This window comes from Arthrospiribacter ruber (assembly GCF_019343195.1).
Classification (GTDB): domain Bacteria; phylum Bacteroidota; class Bacteroidia; order Cytophagales; family Cyclobacteriaceae; genus Arthrospiribacter; species Arthrospiribacter ruber.
The window spans coordinates 195,673-220,323 of the sequence record NZ_RPHB01000009.1 but is presented as its reverse complement, the minus strand read 5'-3'; the positions used below and the strand labels follow the sequence as shown (position 1 = coordinate 220,323).

At 40.3% G+C, this 24,651-nt stretch carries 23 protein-coding genes; 18 read left to right on the top strand and 5 right to left on the bottom strand.

All coding sequences use genetic code 11. The annotated features are described in order from the left end of the window. The first annotated feature begins 88 nt into the window (after positions 1-88). From EGN73_RS18490 to EGN73_RS18470, 5 genes are all read left to right on the top strand, one after another. Entirely contained in the window at positions 89-868 is a 780-nt protein-coding gene (locus EGN73_RS18490) for a CbbQ/NirQ/NorQ/GpvN family protein (RefSeq protein WP_014772556.1), read from the top strand. Positions 869-1,197: 329 nt separating this feature from the next. Next, positions 1,198-2,964, top strand: a complete 1,767-nt coding sequence (locus EGN73_RS18485; protein WP_219293142.1) for a nitric oxide reductase activation protein NorD — start codon at positions 1,198-1,200, stop codon at positions 2,962-2,964. Between the two features lies 1 nt (position 2,965). Next, positions 2,966-3,553, top strand: coding sequence for a cytochrome c oxidase subunit 3 (locus tag EGN73_RS18480; protein WP_219293139.1), 588 nt, complete (start codon positions 2,966-2,968; stop codon positions 3,551-3,553). Position 3,554: 1 nt separating this feature from the next. Continuing rightward, a complete protein-coding gene (locus EGN73_RS18475; protein ID WP_014772559.1) occupies positions 3,555-3,797 on the top strand; it encodes a cytochrome C oxidase subunit IV family protein in 243 nt (80 codons plus the stop codon). A gap of 87 nt (positions 3,798-3,884) precedes the next feature. Beyond that, positions 3,885-4,271 (top strand): GxxExxY protein, encoded by a 387-nt coding sequence (locus EGN73_RS18470; protein ID WP_219293137.1) that lies wholly within the window; start codon positions 3,885-3,887, stop codon positions 4,269-4,271. Positions 4,272-4,590: 319 nt separating this feature from the next. Here the strand turns inward: EGN73_RS18470 and EGN73_RS18465 are convergent, their stop codons facing one another. The 3 genes from EGN73_RS18465 to EGN73_RS18455 are packed head-to-tail and all read right to left on the bottom strand — an operon-like array spanning position 4,591 to position 7,548. Continuing rightward, on the bottom strand, positions 4,591-5,268 hold the full coding sequence (locus EGN73_RS18465) for an anaerobic ribonucleoside-triphosphate reductase activating protein (RefSeq protein WP_219293135.1): 678 nt from the start codon (positions 5,266-5,268) through the stop codon (positions 4,591-4,593). A 5-nt stretch (positions 5,269-5,273) separates the two neighbouring features. After that, positions 5,274-5,444, bottom strand: coding sequence for an anaerobic ribonucleoside-triphosphate reductase (gene nrdD, locus EGN73_RS22705; protein WP_219293134.1), 171 nt, complete (start codon positions 5,442-5,444; stop codon positions 5,274-5,276). After that, positions 5,434-7,548, bottom strand: coding sequence for a ribonucleoside triphosphate reductase (locus EGN73_RS18455; RefSeq protein ID WP_219293133.1), 2,115 nt, complete (start codon positions 7,546-7,548; stop codon positions 5,434-5,436). The genes nrdD and EGN73_RS18455 overlap by 11 nt, the downstream gene beginning before the upstream one ends. Before the next feature lie 263 nt (positions 7,549-7,811). On the opposite strand from EGN73_RS18455, the gene EGN73_RS18450 reads away from it, so the two are divergent. The 11 genes from EGN73_RS18450 (at position 7,812) to EGN73_RS18400 (ending at position 19,407) form a co-directional block, all read left to right on the top strand. Beyond that, on the top strand, positions 7,812-8,411 hold the full coding sequence (locus tag EGN73_RS18450; RefSeq protein ID WP_009034362.1) for a uracil-DNA glycosylase family protein: 600 nt from the start codon (positions 7,812-7,814) through the stop codon (positions 8,409-8,411). A gap of 98 nt (positions 8,412-8,509) precedes the next feature. Then, positions 8,510-10,315, top strand: a complete 1,806-nt coding sequence (locus EGN73_RS18445) for a hypothetical protein (RefSeq protein ID WP_219293132.1) — start codon at positions 8,510-8,512, stop codon at positions 10,313-10,315. Positions 10,316-10,702: 387 nt separating this feature from the next. After that, positions 10,703-11,800 (top strand): hypothetical protein, encoded by a 1,098-nt coding sequence (locus EGN73_RS18440; protein WP_219293130.1) that lies wholly within the window; start codon positions 10,703-10,705, stop codon positions 11,798-11,800. A 17-nt stretch (positions 11,801-11,817) separates the two neighbouring features. Beyond that, positions 11,818-12,258, top strand: a complete 441-nt coding sequence (locus tag EGN73_RS18435) for an RrF2 family transcriptional regulator (protein WP_219293128.1) — start codon at positions 11,818-11,820, stop codon at positions 12,256-12,258. Between the two features lie 457 nt (positions 12,259-12,715). After that, positions 12,716-13,543: a MotA/TolQ/ExbB proton channel family protein gene (locus tag EGN73_RS18430; RefSeq protein WP_219293126.1), complete on the top strand. Its 828-nt coding sequence runs from the start codon at positions 12,716-12,718 to the stop codon at positions 13,541-13,543. Positions 13,544-13,600: 57 nt separating this feature from the next. Further along, entirely contained in the window at positions 13,601-13,930 is a 330-nt protein-coding gene (locus tag EGN73_RS18425; RefSeq protein ID WP_219293124.1) for a hypothetical protein, read from the top strand. Next, entirely contained in the window at positions 13,930-14,571 is a 642-nt protein-coding gene (locus EGN73_RS18420) for an ExbD/TolR family protein (protein WP_219293122.1), read from the top strand. Before EGN73_RS18425 ends, EGN73_RS18420 begins: the two co-directional genes overlap by 1 nt. A gap of 1 nt (position 14,572) precedes the next feature. After that, positions 14,573-15,034, top strand: a complete 462-nt coding sequence (locus EGN73_RS18415; RefSeq protein ID WP_219293120.1) for an ExbD/TolR family protein — start codon at positions 14,573-14,575, stop codon at positions 15,032-15,034. A 66-nt stretch (positions 15,035-15,100) separates the two neighbouring features. Next, entirely contained in the window at positions 15,101-16,426 is a 1,326-nt protein-coding gene (locus tag EGN73_RS18410) for an MFS transporter (RefSeq protein WP_219293118.1), read from the top strand. Continuing rightward, a complete protein-coding gene (locus tag EGN73_RS18405; RefSeq protein WP_219293116.1) occupies positions 16,419-17,891 on the top strand; it encodes an NAD(P)H-hydrate dehydratase in 1,473 nt (490 codons plus the stop codon). The genes EGN73_RS18410 and EGN73_RS18405 overlap by 8 nt, the downstream gene beginning before the upstream one ends. Positions 17,892-18,162: 271 nt before the next feature. After that, entirely contained in the window at positions 18,163-19,407 is a 1,245-nt protein-coding gene (locus tag EGN73_RS18400; RefSeq protein WP_219293114.1) for an MFS transporter, read from the top strand. Positions 19,408-19,462: 55 nt separating this feature from the next. Here EGN73_RS18400 and asnS read toward each other — a convergent pair whose 3' ends face one another. Next, positions 19,463-20,914 carry an asparagine--tRNA ligase gene (gene asnS / locus EGN73_RS18395; RefSeq protein ID WP_219293112.1) on the bottom strand — a complete coding sequence of 484 codons (1,452 nt, stop codon included), beginning with the start codon at positions 20,912-20,914 and terminating at the stop codon, positions 19,463-19,465. A 344-nt stretch (positions 20,915-21,258) separates the two neighbouring features. Here asnS and rpoN point away from each other — a divergent pair, with 344 nt between their 5' ends. Both rpoN and EGN73_RS22760 read left to right on the top strand, forming a co-directional pair. Beyond that, positions 21,259-22,716, top strand: coding sequence for an RNA polymerase factor sigma-54 (rpoN, locus tag EGN73_RS18390; protein WP_219293110.1), 1,458 nt, complete (start codon positions 21,259-21,261; stop codon positions 22,714-22,716). After that, the gene (locus tag EGN73_RS22760; protein WP_343207140.1) at positions 22,717-23,334 is read left to right on the top strand and encodes a phosphatase PAP2 family protein; all 618 of its coding nucleotides are present in this window, start codon (positions 22,717-22,719) and stop codon (positions 23,332-23,334) included. Between the two features lie 121 nt (positions 23,335-23,455). On the opposite strand, the gene EGN73_RS18380 is transcribed toward EGN73_RS22760, so the two are convergent. Then, positions 23,456-24,625 carry a baeRF7 domain-containing protein gene (locus EGN73_RS18380; RefSeq protein ID WP_219293108.1) on the bottom strand — a complete coding sequence of 390 codons (1,170 nt, stop codon included), beginning with the start codon at positions 24,623-24,625 and terminating at the stop codon, positions 23,456-23,458. Positions 24,626-24,651: the final 26 nt, after the last annotated feature.

Here is a 24,651-nt window from a genome sequence, read left to right as displayed (position 1 = left end):
CTGTTTCTTTATCAGATTTGCCGATTCCTGATTTTAGCTGGGTTGTCTCTTCTGGCAGCCCGGCTTTCAAAACTCAAAACTCAATATTATGGTCATCGAAGCACCTTATTATCATCAGACACATCAGGAATCGGAGGTTTTTTTACAAACCTTCCAAAACCGCATGCCTTTACTGCTAAAAGGGCCAACAGGAAGTGGGAAATCCCGGTTTGTGGAATATATGGCCCACACAACAGGTCAGAAACTGATCACTATTTCCTGCCATGAAGAAACATCCTCTACGGATTTGATAGGTAGGTTTATTATCAAAGGAGCTGAAACGGTATGGATAGATGGCCCATTGACTACAGCAGTCAGGGAAGGGGCAATCCTTTACCTGGATGAGGTGGCTGAGGCCCGACCTGATGTGATAGTGGCTATCCACTCGCTGACAGATCACAGAAGGGAATTGTTCATTGATAAACTCGGAGAGACGGTCAAAGCCCATGAAAACTTCATGTTGATTGCTTCCTTCAATCCAGGTTACCAAAGAGGTTTCAAAGAGCTGAAACCTTCCACAAGGCAACGTTTTGTGGCTTTGAGCTTTGGTTATCCAACAGCAAAAATTGAAACAGAAATTCTTGTCAACGAAACTGGAGTGGAGCAGGATATTGCCAAAAAGCTGGTGGCTATAGGTGGTAAAATCCGGAATCTTACCGAATTGGGTTTGACAGAAACGGTTTCTACCCGCTTGTTGGTGGATGCGGCTAAACTGATCAATAGTGGTCTACCCAAGAGGCTTGCCTGTCATGTGGCGATTGTCGAACCCCTTAGCGATGATGCACAGACCATTGAGTCTATGAAGGATTTGGTGGATTTGATGATATGATATTGGAATAGGGTTGAAATATAATTGAAATATGCGGTGCGAAATCGGAGTGAAACGGAGATCCCGAGAGCGAAGCGATTCGGGATATTGTAGAAATATAATGGAAATATGCTTCGCGAAATATGATTGAAATAGATATTGGTGGATACTGATTGATATTTATGGATACTGGCTGAAAGTGATCTTGGGTATTGGTTATTGAAATATACTTCGTGAAATAAAGTTGAAATATGCCTTCGGCGAAATATTTTCAAACCAGAGCTTTAGCGCAAACCAGAAGAGAGAAGTGATTCGGGATAAAATTGAACAAAATAGAAATAAATCAGAAAATGGGACTGGATATAGATGAATGGGTATATGGCAGGTTGGTTCGGTATTTTAAAAAAAGCCGACTGAAAGCCGAATTGGAAATGCACCAGAAGGTGGATTTGGAAGTAATCCGGCCAAGATTGACTTTTTTGGCCAGGGCCATTACCGGGAAAGCAATTGACATTTATCCTGCTGAAGCAGAGGGAGGTTTTAAAAACAATAATTTCTTCCTTCCCATTTCTTTTGCCGAGTTTCCAACTTGGGAAGAAAACCTCTATTTCTATTTTTTTAGAACACTTTATCTGAGCGCACAACAAGACCTAGGCTATAATTGGACTAAGGAAACGGACGATCTGATCCTTTCCCGTCAGATGGCCGAACAGACGGCTCCTGCCGTCATGGAAAAGTTAGCTGATGAGTTTAGGATTGCTGCCCAACTGCATGATAAAATAAAAAGCCATTTTGAGTCCAAGACCAAGCCCGGAGAGCAAGCGGATTTGAGTTTACTTTATGGAAAATGGATGTATGCTGACCCTTTGGCAGATGTAGATGATTCCCTTCAGAATTTTGACGATCGAACCAAAAAGGGCAAAGAAGAAAATCCAACAACCACATTGATGGCCAAAGCGGTGGAGGAAGTAAAAAACCTCACCATCGATAAAAAGCAGCAGGAAGACTATGTTTTACTGCACAACTTTGAAAAGGTGGAAACGGCTGAAGAATCCAATGGGGTTTGGCGGGATTTTGATGGCAAAGACGAGTTGGAAGACCATCAGGATGCATTGGAAGAGTTGAGCATGAAATTTACTGTTAGGGTGGATGACCCTGCGCATTCGATTTATCAGGCAGAATTTGTAGAAAATACTACCGTCTCTGAAAGTGCTGAGCGGGATGAAAAAGGCTTCCATTTGCTCTATGATGAATGGGATTTTAAAAAGCGGATTTATAAACCTGATTTTTGTAAAGTGTATCCCCAAACTTTGGTGAAAACTGATTTGGACTATTACCGAAATACCATTTCCAAGCATGCAAATACCTTGTTGGGTTTACGTAAAATGCTTACTTCCGTCAACAACAAAATGCAGCAGCAGCGCAGGCAGAATCAAGGGGATGAGTTTGATATAGATGCTTTGACGGATTTATATACGGATGTACATGCCCGGAAAACTCCTGCTGAAAATATTTATCTCTCCAAACGGAAAAAAGAGAAAGACCTTTCCATATTACTTCTTTTGGACGTGAGTTTATCCAGCGATGGATATGCTGACAATAATCGGGTGATTGACGTGGAAAAAGAAGTCTCCATTCTTTTCGGAGAGATTTTGAATGAGTTTGATATAGATTTTTCCATTGATAGTTTTTATTCCAAAACCAGAAATTACTCCACGTACCTTACTCTTAAGGAATTTGATGAAAGCTGGAATTTAGGCAAACAAAGAATTGGGGCGGTCGAACCTCAAGGCTATACCAGAATTGGGGCTGCACTGCGTCATGCCGGTGCCAGGCTAGATCAACGAAAGACCAAAAACAAATGGGTAATCCTGATATCAGATGGCAAGCCCAACGATTATGACCGATATGAAGGGAAATACGGCATTCAGGACATCAAGCAGGCACTACGCGAACTGAATGAGAGGCAGATACATTCCTATGCCCTTGCCATTGAAGCCCAAGCCAAATACTACCTGCCTCAGATGTTTGGACAAAATCATTATCAGATTCTGACCACACCAGTGGAGTTGTTAAGCTCACTGGTCAAGTTGTACGAAAGGATTAAACACCAGTAGAATGCAAATAAAAACACATTCCATAGATCATAGAGACATTTCTTATCCTCCAGGTGGAATCCTGTTATGGATTATCATCATATTGGAGTTGGTCACCTTTGGATTGGGGATTGGAGGTTTGGTTTATTATGGAAATTTAGAGACGGAACTTTTTCATACATCGAGATTGATGCTCAATGCGCCGCTGGGAATGCTGAATACCTTGGTACTTTTAGTGAGTGGATATTTTATGGCCGACACTGTTGCGAAGTTGAAATCTTGGGAAATGGAAGCCTCTAAGAGGAGTCTTTTGTTGACCATGCTTGGCGGCCTGGTATTCGTAGGTCTGAAAAGCTGGGAATATTATGAAAAGCTTTCATCAGACATAGAAATGGCAGATAATATGTTTTTTACTTTTTATTGGCTACTGACAGGTTTTCATTTGGCGCATGTGCTCGTGGGTTTGGTGATTTTGCTGGTAATCTGGATCAATATGAAAAGTAAATCTATGGCAGTAGAGCTGGCTGATGTTGAGTCTGGAGCTGCATTTTGGCATATGTGTGACCTGATATGGTTGTTGCTTTTCCCGGCACTTTATCTTGTGTTTTGATATGAAAAATGAAAATTTATTTACGCTCTCGGTTTTGATAGGATTGACTTTGACTACTGCACTGATAGTCAGTTTTTGGGGAGATTCAAGGCTACTGTCTCTTATGGTTATGGGAATCGCAGGGGTCAAGTTTTATTTGGTAGCCTTTGAGTTTATGGAGTTGAGAAAAGCGCATGTTTTCTGGAAGATTGCAACTATCATGGTAGGGATGTTGGTCGTGATAGTGGTGGGGATGTCTTTTTGAAATTCACTAATCGAGGGCTGTAGTGATTGAATAATTTTCTGAGAATCATTAATTTAGTTCATTATTTTTCACTAAAACTTTTAAAATATGGAAATTAAGCAAGAATTTTTCCCTCTAGCAGGGGACACTGAAATTATCATTGGATTGGCAATCGAGGTACACAAGACATTGGGGATGGGGTTTTTGGAGGTGGTTTATAAGGATGCTTTGGAGTATGAATTCAACAGGAACAACATTTTCTATGAGCGAGAAAAAATGTATGATGTCCCGTATAAGACAGTGATTTTGCCCCATAAGTTTTTTGCCGATTTTGTTGTTTTTGATTCTGTGATTTTGGAAATCAAAGCCAAAAGTTCAATTGCCAATGAAGATATGGCTCAAACGATCAATTACTTGAAATGCTCAGGATGTGAAGTTGGGTTGATTCTTAATTTTGGGAAGGTAAAGTTGGATATTAAAAGGGTATTGCTTTGATATTATTATTGCCACGGAGGTTCGGAGGAGCACGGAGGGGGTGGTTAGTGGTACTTAGGATTTTATTGTTTTGAGATATTTCTTCCGTGTTTTCGGTGCTTCTGTGGCAATAGAATATTTGCCACGGAGGTTCGGAGGAGCACGGAAAGGGAGGGTTAGCGGTATTTAGGGTTTTATTGTTTTGAGATATTTCTCCAAGTCTTTGGTGCTTCTGTGGCAAAAATAGTTACCACGGAGACTCGGTGGATCACGGAAAAGAGATTTACTTTTTTAGAATTTATTTCCGTGTATTCAGTGCTTCGGTGGCAAGGGAAAAATCTTAGTTTCGCCAGACTAATTCAAGTTCGGGATAATCTGTGAATGCCAAATTTGGTTTTTTGCTGTGAGATAAGGTCTTGATTGTTTCTTTTTCGCCTACAAAGTGTTGTAAATAATATTTTCCCTTGTAGCCTTGGTCACGAAGGAAACTAGCCATTTTCGAAAGCTTTTCTACGTTGATCAATTCTGAATGGACGGTTGTCCTTATTTCAAAGGGAACATCGTGGCCTATCAATACTTCCAGACTTTCTTTAAACTGCTCAAAGAAATCAGAGTGGGTGATGCTTTCAAAATCTTCTGGCAAAGCTTTGAAATCCAGTGCGACATAATCCACCAATCCTTCATAAAGCAAATCCTCGAGCACGTGTGGACGACTTCCGTTGGTATCTATTTTGACTTTCATCCCAAGGCGCTTTACTTCCGAGGCATAGTAAGGTAGGTCTTGGTGCATCGTGCACTCCCCGCCGCTGAAGACAACACCATCAAGCAGGTTTTTCCTTTTTTCTAAAAAGCTGAGCACTTCATCGAAACCGACCTTTCCTTTTCCCCTGACGATTTCAGGATTGTAGCAATAGCCGCAACGCATATTACAGCCTGCAAACCAAAGGATGCAGGCTGTATGATCTGGATAATCCAGCAGCGTAAATGGGGTGATACTGTAAATTGGCTTTTTGACCATTAAGTTTATTCTTTGAAATGGGTTCTCTGTTTGTGCTCCCCTTTTTTGCCAATGTTAAAACTTTCTACAGGTCTGTGGTAACCCATGACCCGAGTATATACCAGACATTTCGTCCTTTTGTCTTTATGTTGGGAAAGTAGGTTTTTGGTTTGGGGTTCTTTGATTTCAGTTTGCATGTTCTTGTTTATTTTGGTTTAAATTATCTAATAGGATTTCATCGCATTTTGGGCAGAATTCATGTTCACCGTTCAGATATCCATGTACAGGGCAAATGCTGAATACCGGGGTGACAGTTATGTAAGGCAGTTTAAAGTTAGAGAGTACTTTTTTGACCAAGTTTCGGCAAGCCTCTGCTGAAGATACTTTTTCCCTCATGTAAAGGTGCAAAACCGTGCCTCCGGTGTATTTGCATTGGAGATCATCCTGTAGCATCAATGCCTCGAATGGATCATCGGTGTAGTCTACAGGAATCTGCGAGGAATTGGTGTAGTAGATGTTTTCCTCCATTCCAGCCTGAATGATATCATCAAAGCGTTTTTTGTCTTCTTTGGCAAATCTGTAGGTAGTGCCTTCAGCAGGCGTGGCTTCAAGGTTGTAAAGGTTACCTGTCGCCTCCTGATAGACTTTCATCTTCTCCCGGATATATTCCAGGATATCTGCCGACAATTTTTGCCCTGAGTCAAAGGTGAGATCATCCACACCGTCGGTGAAATTGAGGATCATTTCATTGATGCCATTGACACCGATGGTGCTGAAGTGATTTCGGAAATGGGGAAGGTACCTTTTGGTATAAGGGAAAAGACCTCTGTCATACATCTCTTGGATAAATTGTCGCTTCTTCTCCAGGGTGGATTTGGCTATTTCCAAAAGATGATCCAACCTTTGGTATAATCCCTCCAAGTTTCCTTGGTAGATATAGCCTAACCTTGCCATATTGATGGTGACTACGCCAATGCTTCCGGTCATCTCTGCCGAGCCAAAAAGGCCATTTCCTCTTTTAAGAAGTTCTCTGAGATCCAGTTGCAATCTACAACACATGCTGCGCACAGCGTTGGGTTTATAGGCATTTGGGTTTTCGACCTTGTTGCCCGATTCATCATAGGTGTATTGACTTCCTATAAAATTCTGGAAATACGAGGAGCCGATTTTGGCGGTATTTTCGAACAGCAGGTCGGTATTTTCTCCATACCAATCAAAATCTTCCGTGATGTTGACAGTGGGAATGGGGAAAGTAAAGGGCTGACCATTGGCATCACCTTCTGTCATTACAGTGTAATAGGCCTTGTTGATCATATTCATTTCCTTTTGAAAATACTTGTAGCTCAAATCTTCCAAGCTGTTTACACCTCTGCTTTTGGCGATTTCCAGTAGTTTTTCATCTTGGATAAATTTGAACAAATGAATGTCATTTTTAGTGGGGATCTGATCTTTTAAGTCCTCAGGAACAACCCAATCCAAAGTAATATTGGTAAAAGGAGACTGTCCCCACCGGGCAGGTACATTGAGGTTGTAGACAAAAGAGCGGATGGCTTTTTCTACATCCTTCTGTGAAAGTTGGTCTTTGAAGACATAGGGAGCCAGGTAAGTATCAAATGAACTGAATGCCTGTGCTCCTGCCCATTCACTTTGGAGGATTCCAAGGAAATTGGCCATTTGACCAAGTGCCTCTCTGAAGTGGGAGGGAGGCTTGCTTTCAACCCTGCCTCTTACACCATTGAAACCTTCATTGAGCAAAACTCTCAAACTCCAACCTGCACAATATCCGGTCAGACAGTCCAGGTCATGGATATGAATGTCTCCATTGCGGTGTGCATAACCTTCTTCCTTGCTATAAACCTTATCGAGCCAGTAATTGGCGATGATTTTTCCCGCTACATTATTGACAAGTCCTGCATTGGAGTAGGATGTATTGGCATTGGCATTGATCCGCCAGTCGGTTTGATGGATGTATTCTTCGATGGTCTGCGTGCTGTCCACGTAGGTTGTGTCTTCGTTGAGTCCTGCCACATGCTCCCGTTGCATTTTGCGGGTATGCCGGTAGAGCATAAAGGAGCGCATGACATCAAAATACCCGAATGCATACAATTCCTTTTCGATGATATCCTGAATCTCCTCTACTGCCCAGGTCGTTTTGGATTGTAAATGGTGAAGGACTTTTTTAAAAGTGAGGGAATGATACGGTTGATGCACACTCTGAAATGCCTTGATCAGGGCATCTTCTATTTTGAAAGGTTCAAATGGGGCGTATTCCCCGTTTCTTTTGATGACAAATTGATTCATATTTATGCTAAAGGTTATGGGTGTTATTAATTAAAATCATCTCCAATGTAGGGAATCGGGCAGCTTTGCAAGCGGGGAATTGTCATGAGTTGAAATGACTTAAATCAGGGAAAAAATCAGGCTGGAAATTTGGGTGAAAACCTAAAAAAAGATAATTTTGTCCTCTAAATTTGAATCATATTTTTAAGATGAAAGGCAGTTTGAAAGTTTAAAAAAAGATAAAAGTCTGAATTTTTATATGTTTATGTATTGCAAAAAAAGCTATGCTGGAAAGATTGTTAAAGGAAATCAGTAATTGTGAAATCTGTAAAGAAAAACTGCCGTTTGCTCCAAGGCCTGTTTTACATATTTCCTCCGAAAGTAAAATTCTGATAATAGGCCAGGCACCTGGGACAAAGGTACATGCATCGGGGATTCCTTGGGATGATCAAAGTGGTAAAGAACTCAGGAGATGGCTGGGAGTGGATAAGGAGACCTTTTATGACACATCGGTTTTTGGAATTATGCCGATGGGGTTTTGCTATCCAGGAAAGGGGAAAGGTGGGGATTTGCCTCCTAGGCCAGAGTGTGCTCCTGCCTGGCATCGATCTGTTTTGAATTACCTTCCTCAAGTAAAACTGACTTTTTTGATCGGGCAATATGCTCAAAAGTATTATATCGGTTCAGAGGTAAAGAATAACCTTACCGAAACTGTCAGAAACTTCCATGACTACCTACCGGATTTTTTTCCTTTAGTTCATCCTTCTCCCAGAAATAAAATTTGGCAAAAAAGAAATCCTTGGTTTGAAGAAAATGTGGTTCCTGAGCTTAGGGAGGTTGTGCTAAGAATAATAGGAGAGGAGTTTATAAAAGGCGAATCCTGATCAAAATCATATTTTTTAGACTTCATCAAATTACAGTTTGAGAATTGGGTCAGGTACCTTTGGAGGAAATTTCAGTTACCTATATTTTAAAAATTCCAATGACCCCAAATCACGCATTTCATATCCCAGTAATGGGATTAGGCTTCACAGTCGACTCTCCTTTAAAGGTAGCCAATTTTGGTATCAGCTCTGTAGTTTCCATTATGGATGACCATTTGCTGGAAGACATGAGACGGCTCCATTCCAGAAAAAGAAATATTCCTTATATACCAATAGAACCCAATACTCCAGATTACAGAGCCGAGCGGATTAAAAGTTATCTTAATCTTTTGCACGGTATAGTATCGAGACAAATCAATGAGGTCAAATCTCAGGCATTCAGTCCAGGTAGTGTGTTGTTTAAGTATTTTGAATTGCTTCACCCTCAGAATTCTCTTTATTTAAAATTCAAAAAATACTTGAGTATCCCTGAATCTATTGAAAAATCGGAACTGGAACGAGAATTAATCGAAGCTGTAAGACCTGGGGACATAGATGTCAACATCATGACTAAAGTGGATAAAATAAACTTCGATAAGGAAGGGAATGAATTGCCTAGAACTTATTCGGACGCCTTGTCTGCATTGCGTGGATTTGCTCAATCTTCACTTCAAAGTTCTGTTGTATTTTCTGCAGGCATGAACCCAGCCCTTTACAGCTATATAGAAGAGTTCGATGACTTTTTCCCTGATAGTCAGGGGAGGTTGAAAAAGAAGATTATTTTGAAAGTTTCTGATTATCGTTCTGCGATGATACAAGGAAGGTTTTTAGCGAAAAAAGGAATATGGATTTCAGAGTTTAGAATTGAATCCGGCCTCAATTGTGGAGGTCATGCATTTGCTACAGAAGGGGTGCTTATTGGTCCTATATTGGAGGAGTTTAAAAAAGAGAAGGCAAACCTTACCCAGATGTTGTTTTCTTCTTGTCAACAAGCACTTGAGACCAAAGGGAAAAATCCACTTCCAGAGAATATTATTCCTAAAATCACTTATCAAGGTGGAATAGGTACTTCGGAAGAAAATGAATTTTTGATGACTTATTACCAACTCGATGGAACAGGTTGGGGAAGTCCGTTTTTGCTTGTTCCGGAGGCTACCTCAGTGGATAAGGACACCTTAGATAGGTTGATTCAGGCCAAGAACTCCGATTATTACCTCAGCCATGCTTCTCCTCTGGGGGTTCCTTTCAATAACCTCCGAATCAGTAGTGGAGAGGATCAAAGGAAAATGAGGATAGCTAAAAACAGACCCGGAAGTCCTTGCTATAAAAAGTTTTTGTCCTTTAATACTGAGTTTACAGAAAAGGCTATTTGTACGGCTTCACGACAATATCAGGATCTTAAAATCAAGCAATTTAACGCTGGAAATACCAGCAAAGCAGCGCTGGATGAAGTCTTGGAAAAAGATTGTCTATGTGAAGGTTTAAGTGCCCCTGCGATTTTAAATGAAGGAGGAACACCTAAAAGAAACTTAAATGCGGTGACCATTTGTCCTGGACCAAATCTGGCTTATTTCAAAGGTGTTTTCACTTTAAGTGAAATGGTGGGCCATATTTACGGAAAGCTTCAATTAAAGGTCCAGGCGGAAAGGCCTCATATTTTTGTAAAAGAGCTCCAATTGTATTTTGAGTATCTGAAAAAAGATATTCAAAAAAATCTACCCGATCCAAGCAAAAAATACGAGGCATACGTAGAGAAATTCAAATCAAACCTTTTGGGTGGGATTGAATATTATCAAAATTTGGAGTTGCAATTTTCAGAAGAAGCTGGAAATGTTAAGAATCAGTTTTTTCAACAACTGGATCAAATGAAAGAGGAATTAAATGGCTTGAATTTCTTCAAAAATGAGAAGGTATTGTCCATGTGATTTTCAAATATATGTATATCCGGAATTAGACCAGTAACCTATTTAATGTGGGGCTTGAATCAACCCGGCCCAGAGTCTTCGGGGTTGGTTACTCATTGATAACTTTTCCCGGTTTATCGGGATTGGATAGAAATCGTAGGCTTATTCTATTGTGAAAATTCCACTGGTTATAGAACGGATGATTATGTTCAAAGAGAATCTTAGAATAATAGATTATGTCAGATGACTTTATTTAAAAGGTGAAATTGTAAACGAAAATAATAAAGGATAAAATTGTCTTATAATATTTTTCTTTTACCTTTGTAATCAAGAAACAAAAATGAGGGAGTTCTTGCTCCCTTTTCTTACAATACAATAAAGGATAAAAAAGTCCTTAAATTGCTTACCATGAAAATAATTAAGCCTAACTATATTTTACCTCTGGTTCTATTGGCCTTACTGATGGGTATTTCCGGAGGATGGGTTAGGTTGGGGGATTTATCTTGGGTTGTTCCTGGCGCTGCCGCTCAGCATGGTTTGTTGATGGTAGGGGGGTTTTTGGGCACCTTGATTTCCTTAGAAAGAGCAATGGTCATGAAGCATAAAAGTTGGTTGGTTGTTCCTCTCCTGAGTGGGTTGTCTGTTCCGGTAATGTTGTGGATGGGCAATCCCACTCTCGGAGGTATAATGCTACTAATGGCCAGCATTGGACTGGTATTGATCATGTACTTTCAGAGTTTCCAACACCAGGTTTTGGAACAATATGTAATTTCATTAGGTGCTGTTTGTTGGTTGTTGGGCAATGCGATGGTACTGAAAACTGGATTTATACCTGCTGGGGTGTCTTGGTGGATCGGGTTTATATTATTGACTATAGTAGGAGAGCGGCTAGAACTTAGCAAGTTTTTACCTACTCCTCAATGGGCCAAAGTAATTTTATTAGCGCTGATATTTATTTTCTTCGTCAGTTTGCTCCTGCCTTTCCATGGATATGGAGGCCTTTTGCTGGGAATGTCGATGGTTTTAGCTGCATTGTGGCTATCTGCTTTTGATATGGCCAAAGTGGCAGCTAAAAAGGTGGGACAGTTTTGTTATATAGGAATAGGTTTGAGGTTTGGTTATATTTGGTTAGGACTGAGCGGATTGATTCTGAGTTTCTTTTCGCACAGTCCTTTTCATTATGACTTGTTTGTTCATAGTTTCTTTTTAGGTTTTACATTTTCTATGATTTGGGCACATGCCCCCATTATTTTACCTGTCGTATTAAATATTAAAGAGAAGCCCTATCATCCCATATTATGGTTTGGGTGGATTGTATTCCAAATGAGTTTAATAGGGAGGATTGTATTCAGTGCTTTGGAAATTCAAATAGGGAGGACCATGTTTGGTCTGATTAACGGCTACAGCATTTTGGCAATGTTTGCCTTGATGGCTTTGATTGTGCTTATCAAAAGCTTAAAGAAAAGGTTTAATTTTATTATTAAGACATTTTTATCCTTAATTTAGCTTCAAATCTATTTAATATGTTTTCAAAAGCTTGCCAATATGGCATCAAAGCGGTAATCTACATTTGGGTTCAAAGTTTATCTGGAGCGAGAGTAGGAGCCAAGGAAATTGCAGTTCATGTTGATGCCCCGGAGCCTTTTACGGCTAAGATTCTTCAGGATTTGGTCAGGAAAAAAATCGTTGGTTCACAAAAGGGGCCCAATGGAGGATTTTATGTAGACAAATCGCATGAAAAGTTTACTTTAAAGGATTTGGTTTCGGCAATAGATGGGGATGGGCTGTTCAGTGGATGTAGTTTAGGTCTCAGGGAGTGCTCGGAAGAAAACCCCTGCCCCCTTCATTCGGAAATCAAAAAGGTGAGAAACCATGTCCTTGAAATGTTGACTAAAAAAACACTAAGGGAACTGGCCTTAGAAGTCAACAATGGAGAAACAGTACTTTCAAGGCTTATAGGATAAAGTCCAAAAGTCCTGAAATTCCGAATTTTCAATTCTTTTTGAATATACTCCAGTCATGGGGCATATTTTCCGACTTACACAAAAAGCATGGTGCTTTAAAAAATCTTTATTAATCTTGAAAATTGAGATGGTTCTGGTTTTTGTACAGATTCACATGAACGGTTGTCTGCCAAAACCTGAATCATAATGGTATTATTTGTAGAAAGATAATTGCGGAGCTATATGCCTATTTGTCAGGGAAATGATTTTCTGAATGAATTTAATACAAAATATAAGCAGTTCATTATCCATTATTTAACCTATTAAATACGCCTTTGTGTAGGTGATAATCGCTTGGGATAAAAAAAATATGAATATTTCCTTTGCAATTTGATTCGAAAAAATGATAACTTTAAAATCTCAATATTAAATTAGAAACCGTTTAACCTTTATTTAAATTCTATTTAAAATCTACATTATGAAAAAGTTAATCGCTTTGTTCATGCTTGCCGGATTCCTATTCTCTCCGGTGATTACAAAAGCTCAGGACGCAGACGAATCTGCAGACGAAACCACTGAAGAAGTTATGGACCAGGAAGAAGAAGAGCAAGTTGTCGAACCTGCTCCGGCTGCTCCAGCAGTAGTTGATGATGAAATCATCGACGAAGAGAAAGGCTTCCACCAAATCATCAAAGAGAAGTTTATTGAAGGTGATCCTACTTTCATGTCTCCAGTATTGATCTGTTTGATTTTAGGTCTTGCTGTAGCATTGGAAAGAATCATCACTTTGAACCTTTCTACTACCAACACCAAAAAGCTTTTGGCCAGAGTTGAAGAAGCTCTTGAACAAGGCGGTATTGAAGCTGCAAAAGATGTGACCAAAAACACTAAAGGTCCAGTTGCTTCTATCTTTACCCAAGGCTTGATGAGATACACTGAAGGTATCGAAATGGTAGAAAAATCAATCATTGCATACGGATCTGTGGAAATGGGTCGTTTGGAAAAAGGATTGGTTTGGATCTCCCTATTCATCTCCCTTGCTCCGATGCTTGGTTTCATGGGTACGGTAATCGGTATGATCGGTGCCTTTGACGCTATCGAGGCGGCTGGTGACATCTCTCCATCTCTTGTGGCCGGTGGTATCAAAATCGCCCTTTTGACTACAGTAGCTGGTTTGATCGTAGCGATTATCCTTCAGTTGTTCTACAACTATTGTGTTGCAAAAATTGACTCTTTGGTTAATGACATGGAAGATGCTTCCATCTCTTTGGTAGACTTGCTTGTAAAGCACAAATTGACCAAGTAATCTAATAGGAGTACGGACTCCAATTAGAATTATCAATTAACTAAAGAAAATATTATTATGGATTCTATAGACATCTTTTTATTCGTAGCTGAGGCGATGATCGTTATCGGTGCCATTCTTGCGATCTTGATGCCATTAATCAAGTCCTTGAGTGATCCCGGAAGTTTGGTCAAAACCGGTGCGGCGGTCGTAGCATTGGCAGTTGTGTTCTTTGTAATGTATTCCATTGCAGATGATACAGTGTTGCCAAGATATGCTGCTGATCCCTTCAATTTAACCCCAGAACTGTCAAGGTTCGTAGGGGGTGCACTCCTAACAACCTACGTATTATTCTTCGTAGCCTTGATAGGTATCGTATTTACAGAAATCAATAAAGCAATTAAGTAATGGCAAGGAAAAAAGGTAGAATGAGTCAGGAAGTAAATGCAGGATCCATGGCGGATATCGCGTTCCTGTTGCTTATCTTCTTCTTGGTGACCACTACAATTGCCTCAGACAAGGGTATTCTTAACTTCCTGCCTCCAAAGCAGGATCCAAACCAACCACCACCTGAAATTTTATTGAACGAGAGAAATATTTTCAATATTCTCGTCAATGCAAATGATCAGCTTTTGGTGGAAGGAGATTATTTGGAAAATACCAATAACCTTGCTGAGCAAGTTAAAGAGTTTCTTCTCAACTTCGGTGCTCCGGATGAGGAGGCAGTAGCCCTGTTCAACAGCCTGCCAGCTTCCCTTCGTGAAAAAGCGAGGAGAGATCCTTCCTCTTCTGATCACCCTATGTCCGGTGGTGCGGTAGTATCCATCAAAACCAACAGAGGTACGTCTTATGAAATGTATCTTGAGGTCTTGGATCAGGTGAAAAAGGCTTACTTTGAAATCTATGCTGAGCGTGTTGGACTAACAGCAGACCAATACAGGGCATTGACAGGAAGAAACCCGGCAGAAAGAGAACTACAGGATAGAGGAAAAGAAGGTATACCAATGGCAATCTCGATTGCAGAACCAGACAAAATAGGAGGAAATTGATATGTCAAAGTTTAAGAAAAAAACAGGCACTTCCGAAAATATCCCGACTTCTGCACTTCCGGATATTATCTTCATGCTTTTGTTCTTCTTTATGGTGACTACTGTATTGAGGGAAAATGAAATCTTGGTAGAGCAAAAAATCCCACAGGCAACCCAGCTTCAAAAGCTGGAAAAGAAATCATTGATTTCTTACCTTTATGTGGGTAAGCCAAAAAATACCGCTATGTACGGTACCGAACCAAGAGTACAGGCTAATGACGTGTTGATAAGTACCAATGACATTGTGCTTTGGGTAAATCAGGAAAAAGATAAACTTTCTGAAGTAGAAAGAGATCAGATAACCATTTCGATGAAAGCTGACCGTGATGTGAAAATGGGTCCAATCTCAGATGTTCAGTTTGAACTAAGGGAAGCGGACGCCAGAAAATTGCTCTATGCAGCAGTAGGCAGGGTTCAAAATTAATCGATATTTAAAATTTAATAATGAAAAGCTATTCCACTTGGAATAGCTTTTTTAATTTAAATCCTGATGACAACTGTAGTTACTTCAAACAAAAAAGTGCAAAATGCCTGGGCAATGTATGATTGGGCCAACTCAGTCTATAGCCTTGTCATTACTTCAACCATATTTCCGGTGTATTTCAATAGCGTCACCAAAACAGAGAATAGAGGTGATGTGGTCTCTTTTTTTGGGATTGATATTGTCAATACCGTACTCTATTCATACTCTATTTCTTTTTCATTTTTAGTAATAGCCATTATTTCACCACTACTTTCCGGAATTGCTGATACAGGTGGTAAGAAGCTTACTTTTATGAAATTCTTTGCCTATCTGGGCTCCGTATCTTGTGTTGGGTTGTTTTTCTTCGATGGGGACAATCTTGAATATGGAATTCTCTGTGCAGTTTTGGCAAGCATAGGATATGCAGGAAGTATTGTGTTTTACAATGCCTTTTTGCCTGAAATTTCCAAAGAAGAAGAATATGATTTTTTAAGTGCAAGGGGATTTGCCCTAGGTTATATAGGAAGTGTAATATTATTGATTTTAAACCTGTTAATGATAGAATTTCCGTCTTCATTCGGATTGTCTGATGGCGGTCAGGCTGCCAGATGGTCATTTTTGATTACAGGAATTTGGTGGGCAGGTTTTTCGCAGATACCTTTTAAGTATCTTCCTGATAATCCGTATAATAAAAAAGTGCAGAAGGCGCTTATTTTTAAGGGGTACCAAGAAATTAAAAATGTATTTGAAATTGTCAAAAGCAAACCTGTGATGAATAGGTTTTTGGCGGCCTTTCTTTTTTACAGTATGGGAGTGCAGACGGTAATGTATTTGGCAGCTACTTTTGGAGACAAAGAACTTGGACTTCCAGGTGATAAGCTGATCATTACTATTTTGATCATTCAACTGGTTGCCATTGTAGGGAGTTACCTTTTTGCTTTTGTTTCCAAAAAATTCGGAAATAAGTACTCCTTGGTTATTATGGTTTTCATTTGGGTTTTGATTTGTGGAGCTGCCTATTATGTCATAAATGAATACCAGTTCTACGCATTGGCATTTGTTGTAGGTATGGTAATGGGGGGGATACAATCTCTTTCCAGGTCCACATATTCCAAACTGATCCCTCCTGATACTACAGATCATGCTTCTTTCTTTAGTTTTTTTGATGTAACTGAAAAAGTGGCAATCGTTTTGGGAACTTTTTCGTATGGTTTTATTGAACAACTTACCGGAAATATGAGGAACTCATCTTTGGCCTTGGGATTGTTTTTTGTTGTTGGCTTAGGCTTTTTATTTTTGGTGAGGATTCCAAAACAGGATTTGCAGAATATAATTGAAGTGAAGCATGCTTAAAATTCTTTCAGGAAATAAGGTTTCAGAACTGGACCAAAGTTTTATAAAACATGAAAATATAAGTTCATGGCAATTGATGGAAAGGGCTTCCTTGGCATTTTCCAATTGGTTTATGCAATCTCACGGGAATAGTGGAGACAAAGTCTTTGTATTTTGCGGGCCTGGAAATAATGGGGGAGATGGTTTGGCCATTGCCCGACAATTATTTGATAAAGGATTTTCGGTTTCAGTTGTTCTTTTTTCATCCCTTTCAAATAGTAGTAAAGATTGGCAGGAGAACTTCAAAATGCTTCCAGAGGACATAGGTAAATTTCAATTTGATGATTTTGACTTTCAATTGGCAGATGGAGGAATAATTATAGATGCCCTGTTTGGAATAGGTATCAACAGACCATTGGAAGGTAAATTTCTGAAAGCCATTTTGTCCCTCAATAAAATCGGGGGAGAAAAGATTGCCATAGATATTCCTTCCGGCTTGCCTTCGGACGATTTAGTTGAAGGTGAAGCATTTTTGGCAGATGTAACCGTAAGTTTTCAGTTTCCTAAATTGTCATTATTGGTACCCGACCATGTAAAGTTTGTCGGAGATTTAGAAGTGGTCGATTTAGGGATCCCGAGTTCTTTTTTGGAAAGGTTTGAATCTCCCTATTATTTTATCCAATCTGCTTCCGTCAAACAGGGGCATACTAAATTTCACAAATTCAGCCATAAGGGGGACTTTGGCCGTGTTTTGTTCATTGGGGGACGCAAGGGCAAGGTAGGCGCCATTATTTTGAGTGCCAAGGCTGCATTAAGGACAGGCAGCGGTCTTGTGCATGTATGGGCAGAAGGATCCTCGGAAGATGTGATCCATGCTTCAGCTTTGGAGCTGATGACCGAAGGAGAAGAGGTGATGAAGCGGATTGATGATTTTGATGCTTTAGGGATAGGGCCTGGAATGGGAGAGATACCTGAGATGGTTTTTGAGGAAATTTTGCGGTCATTTAGAAAGCCCATTGTTCTGGATGCAGACGCGTTGAACATGATTGCAAGGCACAGTGAACTATGGGATCTTTTGCCTTCAGGAAGTATTCTGACCCCTCATGTGGGAGAGTTTGACAGACTGGCAGGTAAGTCAATGGATCATTTTGATCGTTTGAAAAAAGCGAAAACTCTTGCCGAGAAAAATAAGATATATTTGGTTTTGAAAGGAGCTTATACCTGTATCTCAACTCCAGATGGGAAGCAGTATTTTAACTCTACAGGAACCAAACATATGGCTACAGCAGGCTCAGGTGATGTGCTGACAGGAATTCTGACCTCTTTTTTAGGGCAGGGATATTCTCCTTTCAATGCCTGCGTTGCTGGTGTATACCATCACGGATTGGCAGGCGAGATTGCTTCAAAAGAAAAAGTACGGGGAACCATTGCCTCTGATATCTTGGAGAAGATTCCGGAAAGCTTTTTGAAATTGGGTATTGACTGATTTTATGTGAGGTGTCGACAGGGTTGCATCCTGTCCTGGAATGATCTAGAGAATTTGCGGAAATTTGTCCTGATCACAATACAAATGTTGTCAGTTGCTATTTTATGTGGAAGGGTATCATAATGGTTTAGGTACCTTTAATAAATCGGGAACAAATAAAATTTTCAGTTAGCTGTTTTTTTTAGATCGAGTGACCTTCAGGATCAAACAATTTTAGGACGGGAAGAACTTAATCCGATCGGTAAAGGTTGTAGAGTGGAATTTTGTAAGAATGAATAAAGAGAAACTTCTGCTGTGGACACTGGCTGCCATCAACTTTACCCACATTGTTGACTTTATGATTTTGATGCCTCTGGGTCCTCAATTGATGAGGATTTTTGAAATCAGCCCAAGGGAATTTGGTTTACTGGTATCTTCTTACACCTTTAGTGCCGGATTAAGCAGTTTTTTAGGTGCATTTGTCCTGGACAAATATGACCGTAAAAAAATTACTCTCTGGGTTTTTGTAGGTTTTTTACTTGGTACTTTGGCCTGTGCCCTTTCACCCAACTATCCTATCCTACTCGTGTCAAGGATTGTTGCAGGAGTTTTCGGAGGACTTACCTCGGCATTGGTATTGGCCATCATAGGGGATGTTATCCCTGATTCCCGTAGAGGCAGGGCCATGGGCTTGGTCATGGCTGCCTTTTCTGTGGCCTCTGTCTTTGGAGTGCCTTTTGGTTTATTTATTGCAAGCATGTCCAATTGGCATGCACCATTTTTCTTTTTGGCAGGACTATCGCTTATTATCCTTTGGATGATATATAAATATATCCCGAGTATCACAGCTCACTTGGTCTCTGGTCGCCTCAAGCCCAGTCCTATTCAGGTAGTACGCAGAGTGACCGGTAATGCCAACCAGATGAGGGCCATTACACTTACGATCATGATGATGCTGGGACAGTTTACTATCATTCCTTTTTTAAGCCCATACATGGTGGCCAATGTTGGATTTACTGATTTGGAACTGACATACATCTATATAGCAGGTGGGCTGTTCACCATATTTACCTCACCTTGGGTGGGTAAGTTGACTGACAGGTACGGTAAGATCCGGATTTTCACCATCTTCATGTCTTTAAATATCATACCTATTGGAGTCATTACTCATTTGGGAGTGACCCCCATTCCTTATGTGTTGTTGATCACGACCATGTTTTTTGTGACATCAAATGGCAGAATGGTACCGGCAGCTGCTTTGATTACTGGAACAGCAAAGGCAGAAAATAGAGGAAGCTTTCTAAGTTTCAATTCGGCTGTTCAGCAATTGGGTGCCGGGGTTGCATCATTTTTTGCGGGATTAGTATTAGCAGAAGGGCCAAATGGGGAATTGGTAAATTTTGATACGATCGGATACATTGCCATTGTTTTCAGCCTCCTGTGTATTCCTTTGATCAGAAGGATAAAGGTAGTAGATGTGGAAACCGAAATTGTCGCTGATTCGGAAAAAGATAAGGCGATTGTATTGGAAAAATAAAATATGGGTTTAAAAGCAAAGGCTGCCAAATTTTGACAGCCTTTGTTTATTCAGTTTAGAATTCTGCATTTCCAGGAGTTCTTGGAAAAGCAATTACATCACGGATATTTCCCATCCCTGTGACAAACAAGACCATCCTTTCAAAGCCCAGCCCAAAGCCTGCATGAGGGGTGCTGCCAAACCTTCTCGTGTCCAAGTACCACCACATCTCTTCCTGAGGAATGTCCATTTCTTCCATTCTTTGGGTGAGCTTGTCCAATCTTTCTTCCCTCTGCGAACCTCCGATGATTTCACCTATGCCCGGGAAGAGTATGTCCATGGCTGCCACGGTTTTGCCATCGTCGTTTTGACGCATGTAAAATGCCTTGATGTCTTTGGGGTAGTCGGTGAGAATCACAGGTTTTTTGAAGTGCTTTTCTACCAGGTATCTTTCATGCTCTGACTGTAGATCAGCTCCCCACTCTTCTATTAAGTACTGAAACTTTTTCTTCTTATTTGGATTGGAGTTTTTCAGCACGTCGATTGCCTCTGTATAGGTCAAGCGCTCAAACTTATTGTCTACTACAAATCTTAGCCTTTCCAGAAGACCCATTTCAGCTCTTTGTTCAGCTTTTTTGTTACTTTCTTCTTCTTGTGCTCTTTTGTCCAAAAACTCCAAGTCATCCTGGCAGTTTTCCAAAGCATAGGAAATGATATATTTCAGGAAATCTTCTGCAAGATCCTGGTTGTCTTCGGCATCGTAAAAGGCCATTTCAGGCTCTATCATCCAAAATTCAGCAAGGTGCCTCGTGGTGTTGGAGTTTTCCGCTCTGAAAGTAGGACCAAAGGTATAGATTTCCGCCAATCCCATCGCGGCAAGTTCACCTTCCAATTGACCTGAAACGGTAAGGTTGGTTTCTCTTTCGAAAAAGTCCTGTTTGTAGTCAATATTTCCTTGATCATCCAAAGGAGGATTTTTCAGATCCAAAGTAGTCACTTTGAAAGTCTCTCCGGCCCCCTCTGCATCGGAAGCTGTGATTATAGGGGTATGTATATAAAAAAAACCTTTGTCGTTGAAATACTTGTGGACAGCATATGCCAGGGCATGTCTCACTCTGAAGACTGCGCCAAATGTATTTGTCCTCACCCTCAAGTGGGCAATTTCTCTCAAAAACTCCAGAGAGTGTTTTTTGGGTTGAAGGGGATATTTTTCCGGATCTGCATCACCAAGGACTTCGATTTTTTCTGCAAGCAGTTCTGCTTGCTGACCCGCACCCTGAGAAGCTACTATCTTGCCACTGATTTTTAGGCAAGCCCCTGTGGTGGCTCTTCTTAAGGTTTCATCCTCAATTTGATTGGGATCTGCCACCACCTGAAAATTTTTGATGGTAGAGCCATCATTCATGGCAATGAAGGATACATTCTTGTTGCTCCTTTTGGTTCTTACCCAGCCCATGATGTCTACTTGCTTGTCCAGAAAGTCATCGGACAATAGATCCTTGATTTTTACTCTTTTGTTAAAAGCCATATCAAATTGATAATGTTGAAGAAATAAAGATTATGCCTTAAAAAAGGCCCTTTTGAAAGGAATGCAAAAAAACGATATAATCAGCTTTTTATCAATAAATTGTTCTAATTTCCTAAATTTGGTGACTTGGGAGAAGAATTTGAGCTCTCAGGTGTTCACAAGTGACATAGACTGAAGGGTATCAGATTTTAAGAAAGCATCATTTTAGGTTGATGGGAATGTCCGTCTGAAAAAAACGGGCTTTTTCTTCACTGAAAGGTGTATTAAAGTCTGAAATAGTAGCCTTTAATCTATTGTGAATATTGAAAATTTAACCAAACCGGATTTTTCAACAGAAGAGATATATGCAGAAATTACATTTAAGCCAAGTATTGTCCCAGAAGCTTTCTCCTCAGCAGATTCAGTTTATCAAATTGCTGCAAGTGCCTACTGCAGAACTAGATGCCAGGGTTGAGGAGGAGTTGGAAATCAATCCGGCGCTTGAAGAGGGAAGAGAAGAGGAGAAAAAGGAGTCGGAAGAGGAGGATTTTGAGGATAGCTATGAGGAGGACGTGTCTTTGGAAGACAAAGACCTTAATCTTGATGATTACCTCAATGATGATTATGGAGGATACAAAATGCAAGGAGATGGTAATTATTCCCCTGATGATGAAGACAGAGAAATTCCCATTTCCAGCGGATCATCTTTGCACGAGCAGCTACTGTCACAATTGGGTTTTCTCAAACTTGACGAAAGGCAGAAAAATATTGGAAAGCAACTGATCGGAAGTATAGAGAATGATGGATATATCCGTAGAGATTTGGAGGCCATCATTAATGACTTGGCTTTTTCCCAAAATGTAGAAACCGATCTGGATGAAGTAGAAGAGATACTAAGAAGGATTCAGGAGTTTGATCCAGCAGGTATTGCGGCACGTAATCTACAGGAATGTCTGTTGATACAGCTAGAAAGAAAAGAGCATCCAGATGATCCTGCTGTACAGAATGCCATCAAAATCGTTACGGAATGTTTTGATGAATTCACTAAAAAACATTATACCAAGATCCAGAAAAAGCTTGAAATTGAGGATGAAGACTTAAAGGATGCAGTCAATCTTATCATTAAGTGTAATCCTAAGCCAGGAGGCATTTCTGATGGACTGGTCAAGACACAATACATCATTCCGGATTTTATTCTGACCAATGTGGACGGGAAATTGGATATTTCTCTAAACTCTAAGAATGCTCCTGAGTTAAGAGTAAGCAGATCGTATTCAGAGATGTTTGATGCTTATGACAAGAGTGATAAAAAGGACAAAAAACTCAAAGATACTGTCACCTTTGTCAAGCAAAAGCTTGATGCAGCAAAGTGGTTTATTGACGCCATAAAGCAAAGACAACAGACACTGCTCAGGACCATGCAGGCTATTTTGGACTACCAGACAGAATTCTTCGTGGAAGGTGACGAAACCAAACTTAAGCCCATGATCTTAAAAGATATAGCTGAAAAAATAGAAATGGACATCTCTACAGTTTCCAGGGTAGCCAATAGCAAATCTATTCAGACTGAGTTTGGTATTTTTCCTCTGAAATACTTCTTTTCGGAGGGAATTGCAACAGATTCCGGTGAGGATGTCAGCAACAAAGAAGTAAAATCAGTCCTTCAGCAGATGGTAGACAATGAAGATAAAAGAAAACCTCTTTCAGACGACAAACTTGTCAAGCTGCTCAATGACAAAGGCTATAACATTGCCAGAAGAACCGTAGCAAAATATAGAGAACAATTGCAAATCCCTGTCGCGAGACTCAGAAAGGAACTTTAAGTGTACAGAGTTTTAGCTTTATTGATTACATATGTATTTCAGCCACTACTGATGCCGACATTGGTAGTGGCTCTATTGCTTTTTAAAGGCATTCAGCCTCCGCAATTCAACACCACTACCAACCTTATTTTGGTGTTTTTGGTATTTCTTACCACGTTTATCATTCCTGCTTTAAGTTTGATTACGCTAAAACTGACCAAAAACATCAGCTCATTGCATATGAGGGAGAGGGAGGATAGACTTTTGCCTTTTGGGATGGTAAGTGCTTTTTTTCTATTATCCACTTATTTGTTTTCTACCAAGCAGGAACTAGATCCGCTCATAGTTTTGGCTATGTTTCTCGTTACAGCCTGCATCATTTTGTTGACCGTCTTGACGATGTTTACCAAAATCAGTGCTCACATGATGGGAGTGTCGGGGCTTCTTGGCTTCACACTTTTTGTGCTGATCAAGCAGCCTGAATCCCAGCTCTTGCCCTTGTTTCTGTGTGCATTGGTTTTAACCGGAGCTGTCGGGAGTTCCAGGCTTTATCTTAATGCCCATACACCGAAAGAAATTTTATGGGGATTTTTGGTAGGGTTTTCGGTTTGCTTTACGGGGATGTGGTATTGGATGTAAAAAGGCAGGTCATCAACCTGCCCTTTTGAAAGATAAAAATAATTCGAGTCACTTATTTTGCTGAGTTTGATACCTTTGTCTTAAAGTGAAGATAAACCTAAGACGCCTTTTGATGTGTTTATTACAGTGGATACCTAAGGATCGCCGCTACTTGAGCACTTTCAGGCATGTTTTCCTCTTTGACCATGTATACTTTTCCTTTGAACTCTACCGTTTTAGCTGCAGCTTCATCTATAAGGCAATGTTGCCCATTTTCCTGTTTGTCTGATGTGGCGATTTGATGGTTTTCAGGGTCATAAGTGCCAAAAAGGTGTTTGTGGTTGGTGTTGACCAAAAGCGTATCTACACCACCTGTAAGAGCAGCCTTGATGATTTTTAGCTTGTCATTGCTCAGAGCAAGTCCATCCGCAGATTTTTGTTCAAATGTTTCTTTTCGTTTAAGTCTTTCTTTTTCGAAGTGTGGTGCCACTAACTCCCATGATTTTTGGTGCAGTGTCATCATGTCTTTTTCACCAAATGCACCACTCACATGACCTTCCAAAAGGTGGTTGTATTTGGTGGCTTCATTGAAAATGGGAATAAGATAATCCACTCCTGCCAAAATCAAAGGTAAGGGATTGTTGTTAAGCTTTGGTTCCAGCATATTGGTCATCCTATGAAAATAATTCAGGATAGTTACTTTCTTTTCCTCATCCGAACCACCGGCATGGCCATGGTACATGGCACCAGCCTTTCCGACTCCACCTTGTCCATGAAGCTGTTTCTGATTTTCGTCCTCCTCTTCTTCAGCGGTAAATGACACAGCCACTTCTTCCGGATCAAGAAGAATTTCCTGAATGGTATTTCTTGTGGCTTCGTATAATCTGATCTGGTCCAAATTGAGCAGCAACAAGTAGTAATGCCCGTCGTCCGAAAGCTCAGGGAGCATAGGGAGAAGCATGGGCTTGTGCCCTACAAAGTTTTGCCCGTCTTTGATTTCTACAGGAACCTTGATCAGGTCCATACCATCTTCTGATAGGAAACAAGCAAGCAAATCGGAATTATTTTGCCAGAACTTATGGTCTTCCAAGAGCCTATTGGCCGGTGAAAGCAGTTTGTCTATTTGAGAGGATTCCATCTTATAATCCTGCTCAAGTTTGGAGGTGACATCCTTGAGTTGATTTTTGAGGTGAATCTGATCTTTTTTATATCCATCAGAACTTTGACGGGATGTTGGCACGTAAATACTGATAAAAGGATTGGCCTTCTTTTTGGATAGGTCTACAAAGTCGTTTCTATTAAAAATCTCCATACGATTTGAATTTTAGATTAAACATT

What these genes read in the sequence shown, in the direction of transcription:
- EGN73_RS18490 (WP_014772556.1), top strand. Translation starts at nt 89, where the DNA reads ATGGTCATCGAAGCACCTTATTATCATCAGACACATCAGGAATCGGAG.
- EGN73_RS18485 (WP_219293142.1), top strand. Translation starts at nt 1,198, where the DNA reads ATGGGACTGGATATAGATGAATGGGTATATGGCAGGTTGGTTCGGTAT.
- EGN73_RS18480 (WP_219293139.1), top strand. Translation starts at nt 2,966, where the DNA reads ATGCAAATAAAAACACATTCCATAGATCATAGAGACATTTCTTATCCT.
- EGN73_RS18475 (WP_014772559.1), top strand. Translation starts at nt 3,555, where the DNA reads ATGAAAAATGAAAATTTATTTACGCTCTCGGTTTTGATAGGATTGACT.
- EGN73_RS18470 (WP_219293137.1), top strand. Translation starts at nt 3,885, where the DNA reads ATGGAAATTAAGCAAGAATTTTTCCCTCTAGCAGGGGACACTGAAATT.
- EGN73_RS18465 (WP_219293135.1), bottom strand. Translation starts at nt 5,268, where the DNA reads ATGGTCAAAAAGCCAATTTACAGTATCACCCCATTTACGCTGCTGGAT.
- nrdD (WP_219293134.1), bottom strand. Translation starts at nt 5,444, where the DNA reads ATGCAAACTGAAATCAAAGAACCCCAAACCAAAAACCTACTTTCCCAA.
- EGN73_RS18455 (WP_219293133.1), bottom strand. Translation starts at nt 7,548, where the DNA reads ATGAATCAATTTGTCATCAAAAGAAACGGGGAATACGCCCCATTTGAA.
- EGN73_RS18450 (WP_009034362.1), top strand. Translation starts at nt 7,812, where the DNA reads ATGCTGGAAAGATTGTTAAAGGAAATCAGTAATTGTGAAATCTGTAAA.
- EGN73_RS18445 (WP_219293132.1), top strand. Translation starts at nt 8,510, where the DNA reads ATGACCCCAAATCACGCATTTCATATCCCAGTAATGGGATTAGGCTTC.
- EGN73_RS18440 (WP_219293130.1), top strand. Translation starts at nt 10,703, where the DNA reads ATGAAAATAATTAAGCCTAACTATATTTTACCTCTGGTTCTATTGGCC.
- EGN73_RS18435 (WP_219293128.1), top strand. Translation starts at nt 11,818, where the DNA reads ATGTTTTCAAAAGCTTGCCAATATGGCATCAAAGCGGTAATCTACATT.
- EGN73_RS18430 (WP_219293126.1), top strand. Translation starts at nt 12,716, where the DNA reads ATGAAAAAGTTAATCGCTTTGTTCATGCTTGCCGGATTCCTATTCTCT.
- EGN73_RS18425 (WP_219293124.1), top strand. Translation starts at nt 13,601, where the DNA reads ATGGATTCTATAGACATCTTTTTATTCGTAGCTGAGGCGATGATCGTT.
- EGN73_RS18420 (WP_219293122.1), top strand. Translation starts at nt 13,930, where the DNA reads ATGGCAAGGAAAAAAGGTAGAATGAGTCAGGAAGTAAATGCAGGATCC.
- EGN73_RS18415 (WP_219293120.1), top strand. Translation starts at nt 14,573, where the DNA reads ATGTCAAAGTTTAAGAAAAAAACAGGCACTTCCGAAAATATCCCGACT.
- EGN73_RS18410 (WP_219293118.1), top strand. Translation starts at nt 15,101, where the DNA reads ATGACAACTGTAGTTACTTCAAACAAAAAAGTGCAAAATGCCTGGGCA.
- EGN73_RS18405 (WP_219293116.1), top strand. Translation starts at nt 16,419, where the DNA reads ATGCTTAAAATTCTTTCAGGAAATAAGGTTTCAGAACTGGACCAAAGT.
- EGN73_RS18400 (WP_219293114.1), top strand. Translation starts at nt 18,163, where the DNA reads ATGAATAAAGAGAAACTTCTGCTGTGGACACTGGCTGCCATCAACTTT.
- asnS (WP_219293112.1), bottom strand. Translation starts at nt 20,914, where the DNA reads ATGGCTTTTAACAAAAGAGTAAAAATCAAGGATCTATTGTCCGATGAC.
- rpoN (WP_219293110.1), top strand. Translation starts at nt 21,259, where the DNA reads ATGCAGAAATTACATTTAAGCCAAGTATTGTCCCAGAAGCTTTCTCCT.
- EGN73_RS18380 (WP_219293108.1), bottom strand. Translation starts at nt 24,625, where the DNA reads ATGGAGATTTTTAATAGAAACGACTTTGTAGACCTATCCAAAAAGAAG.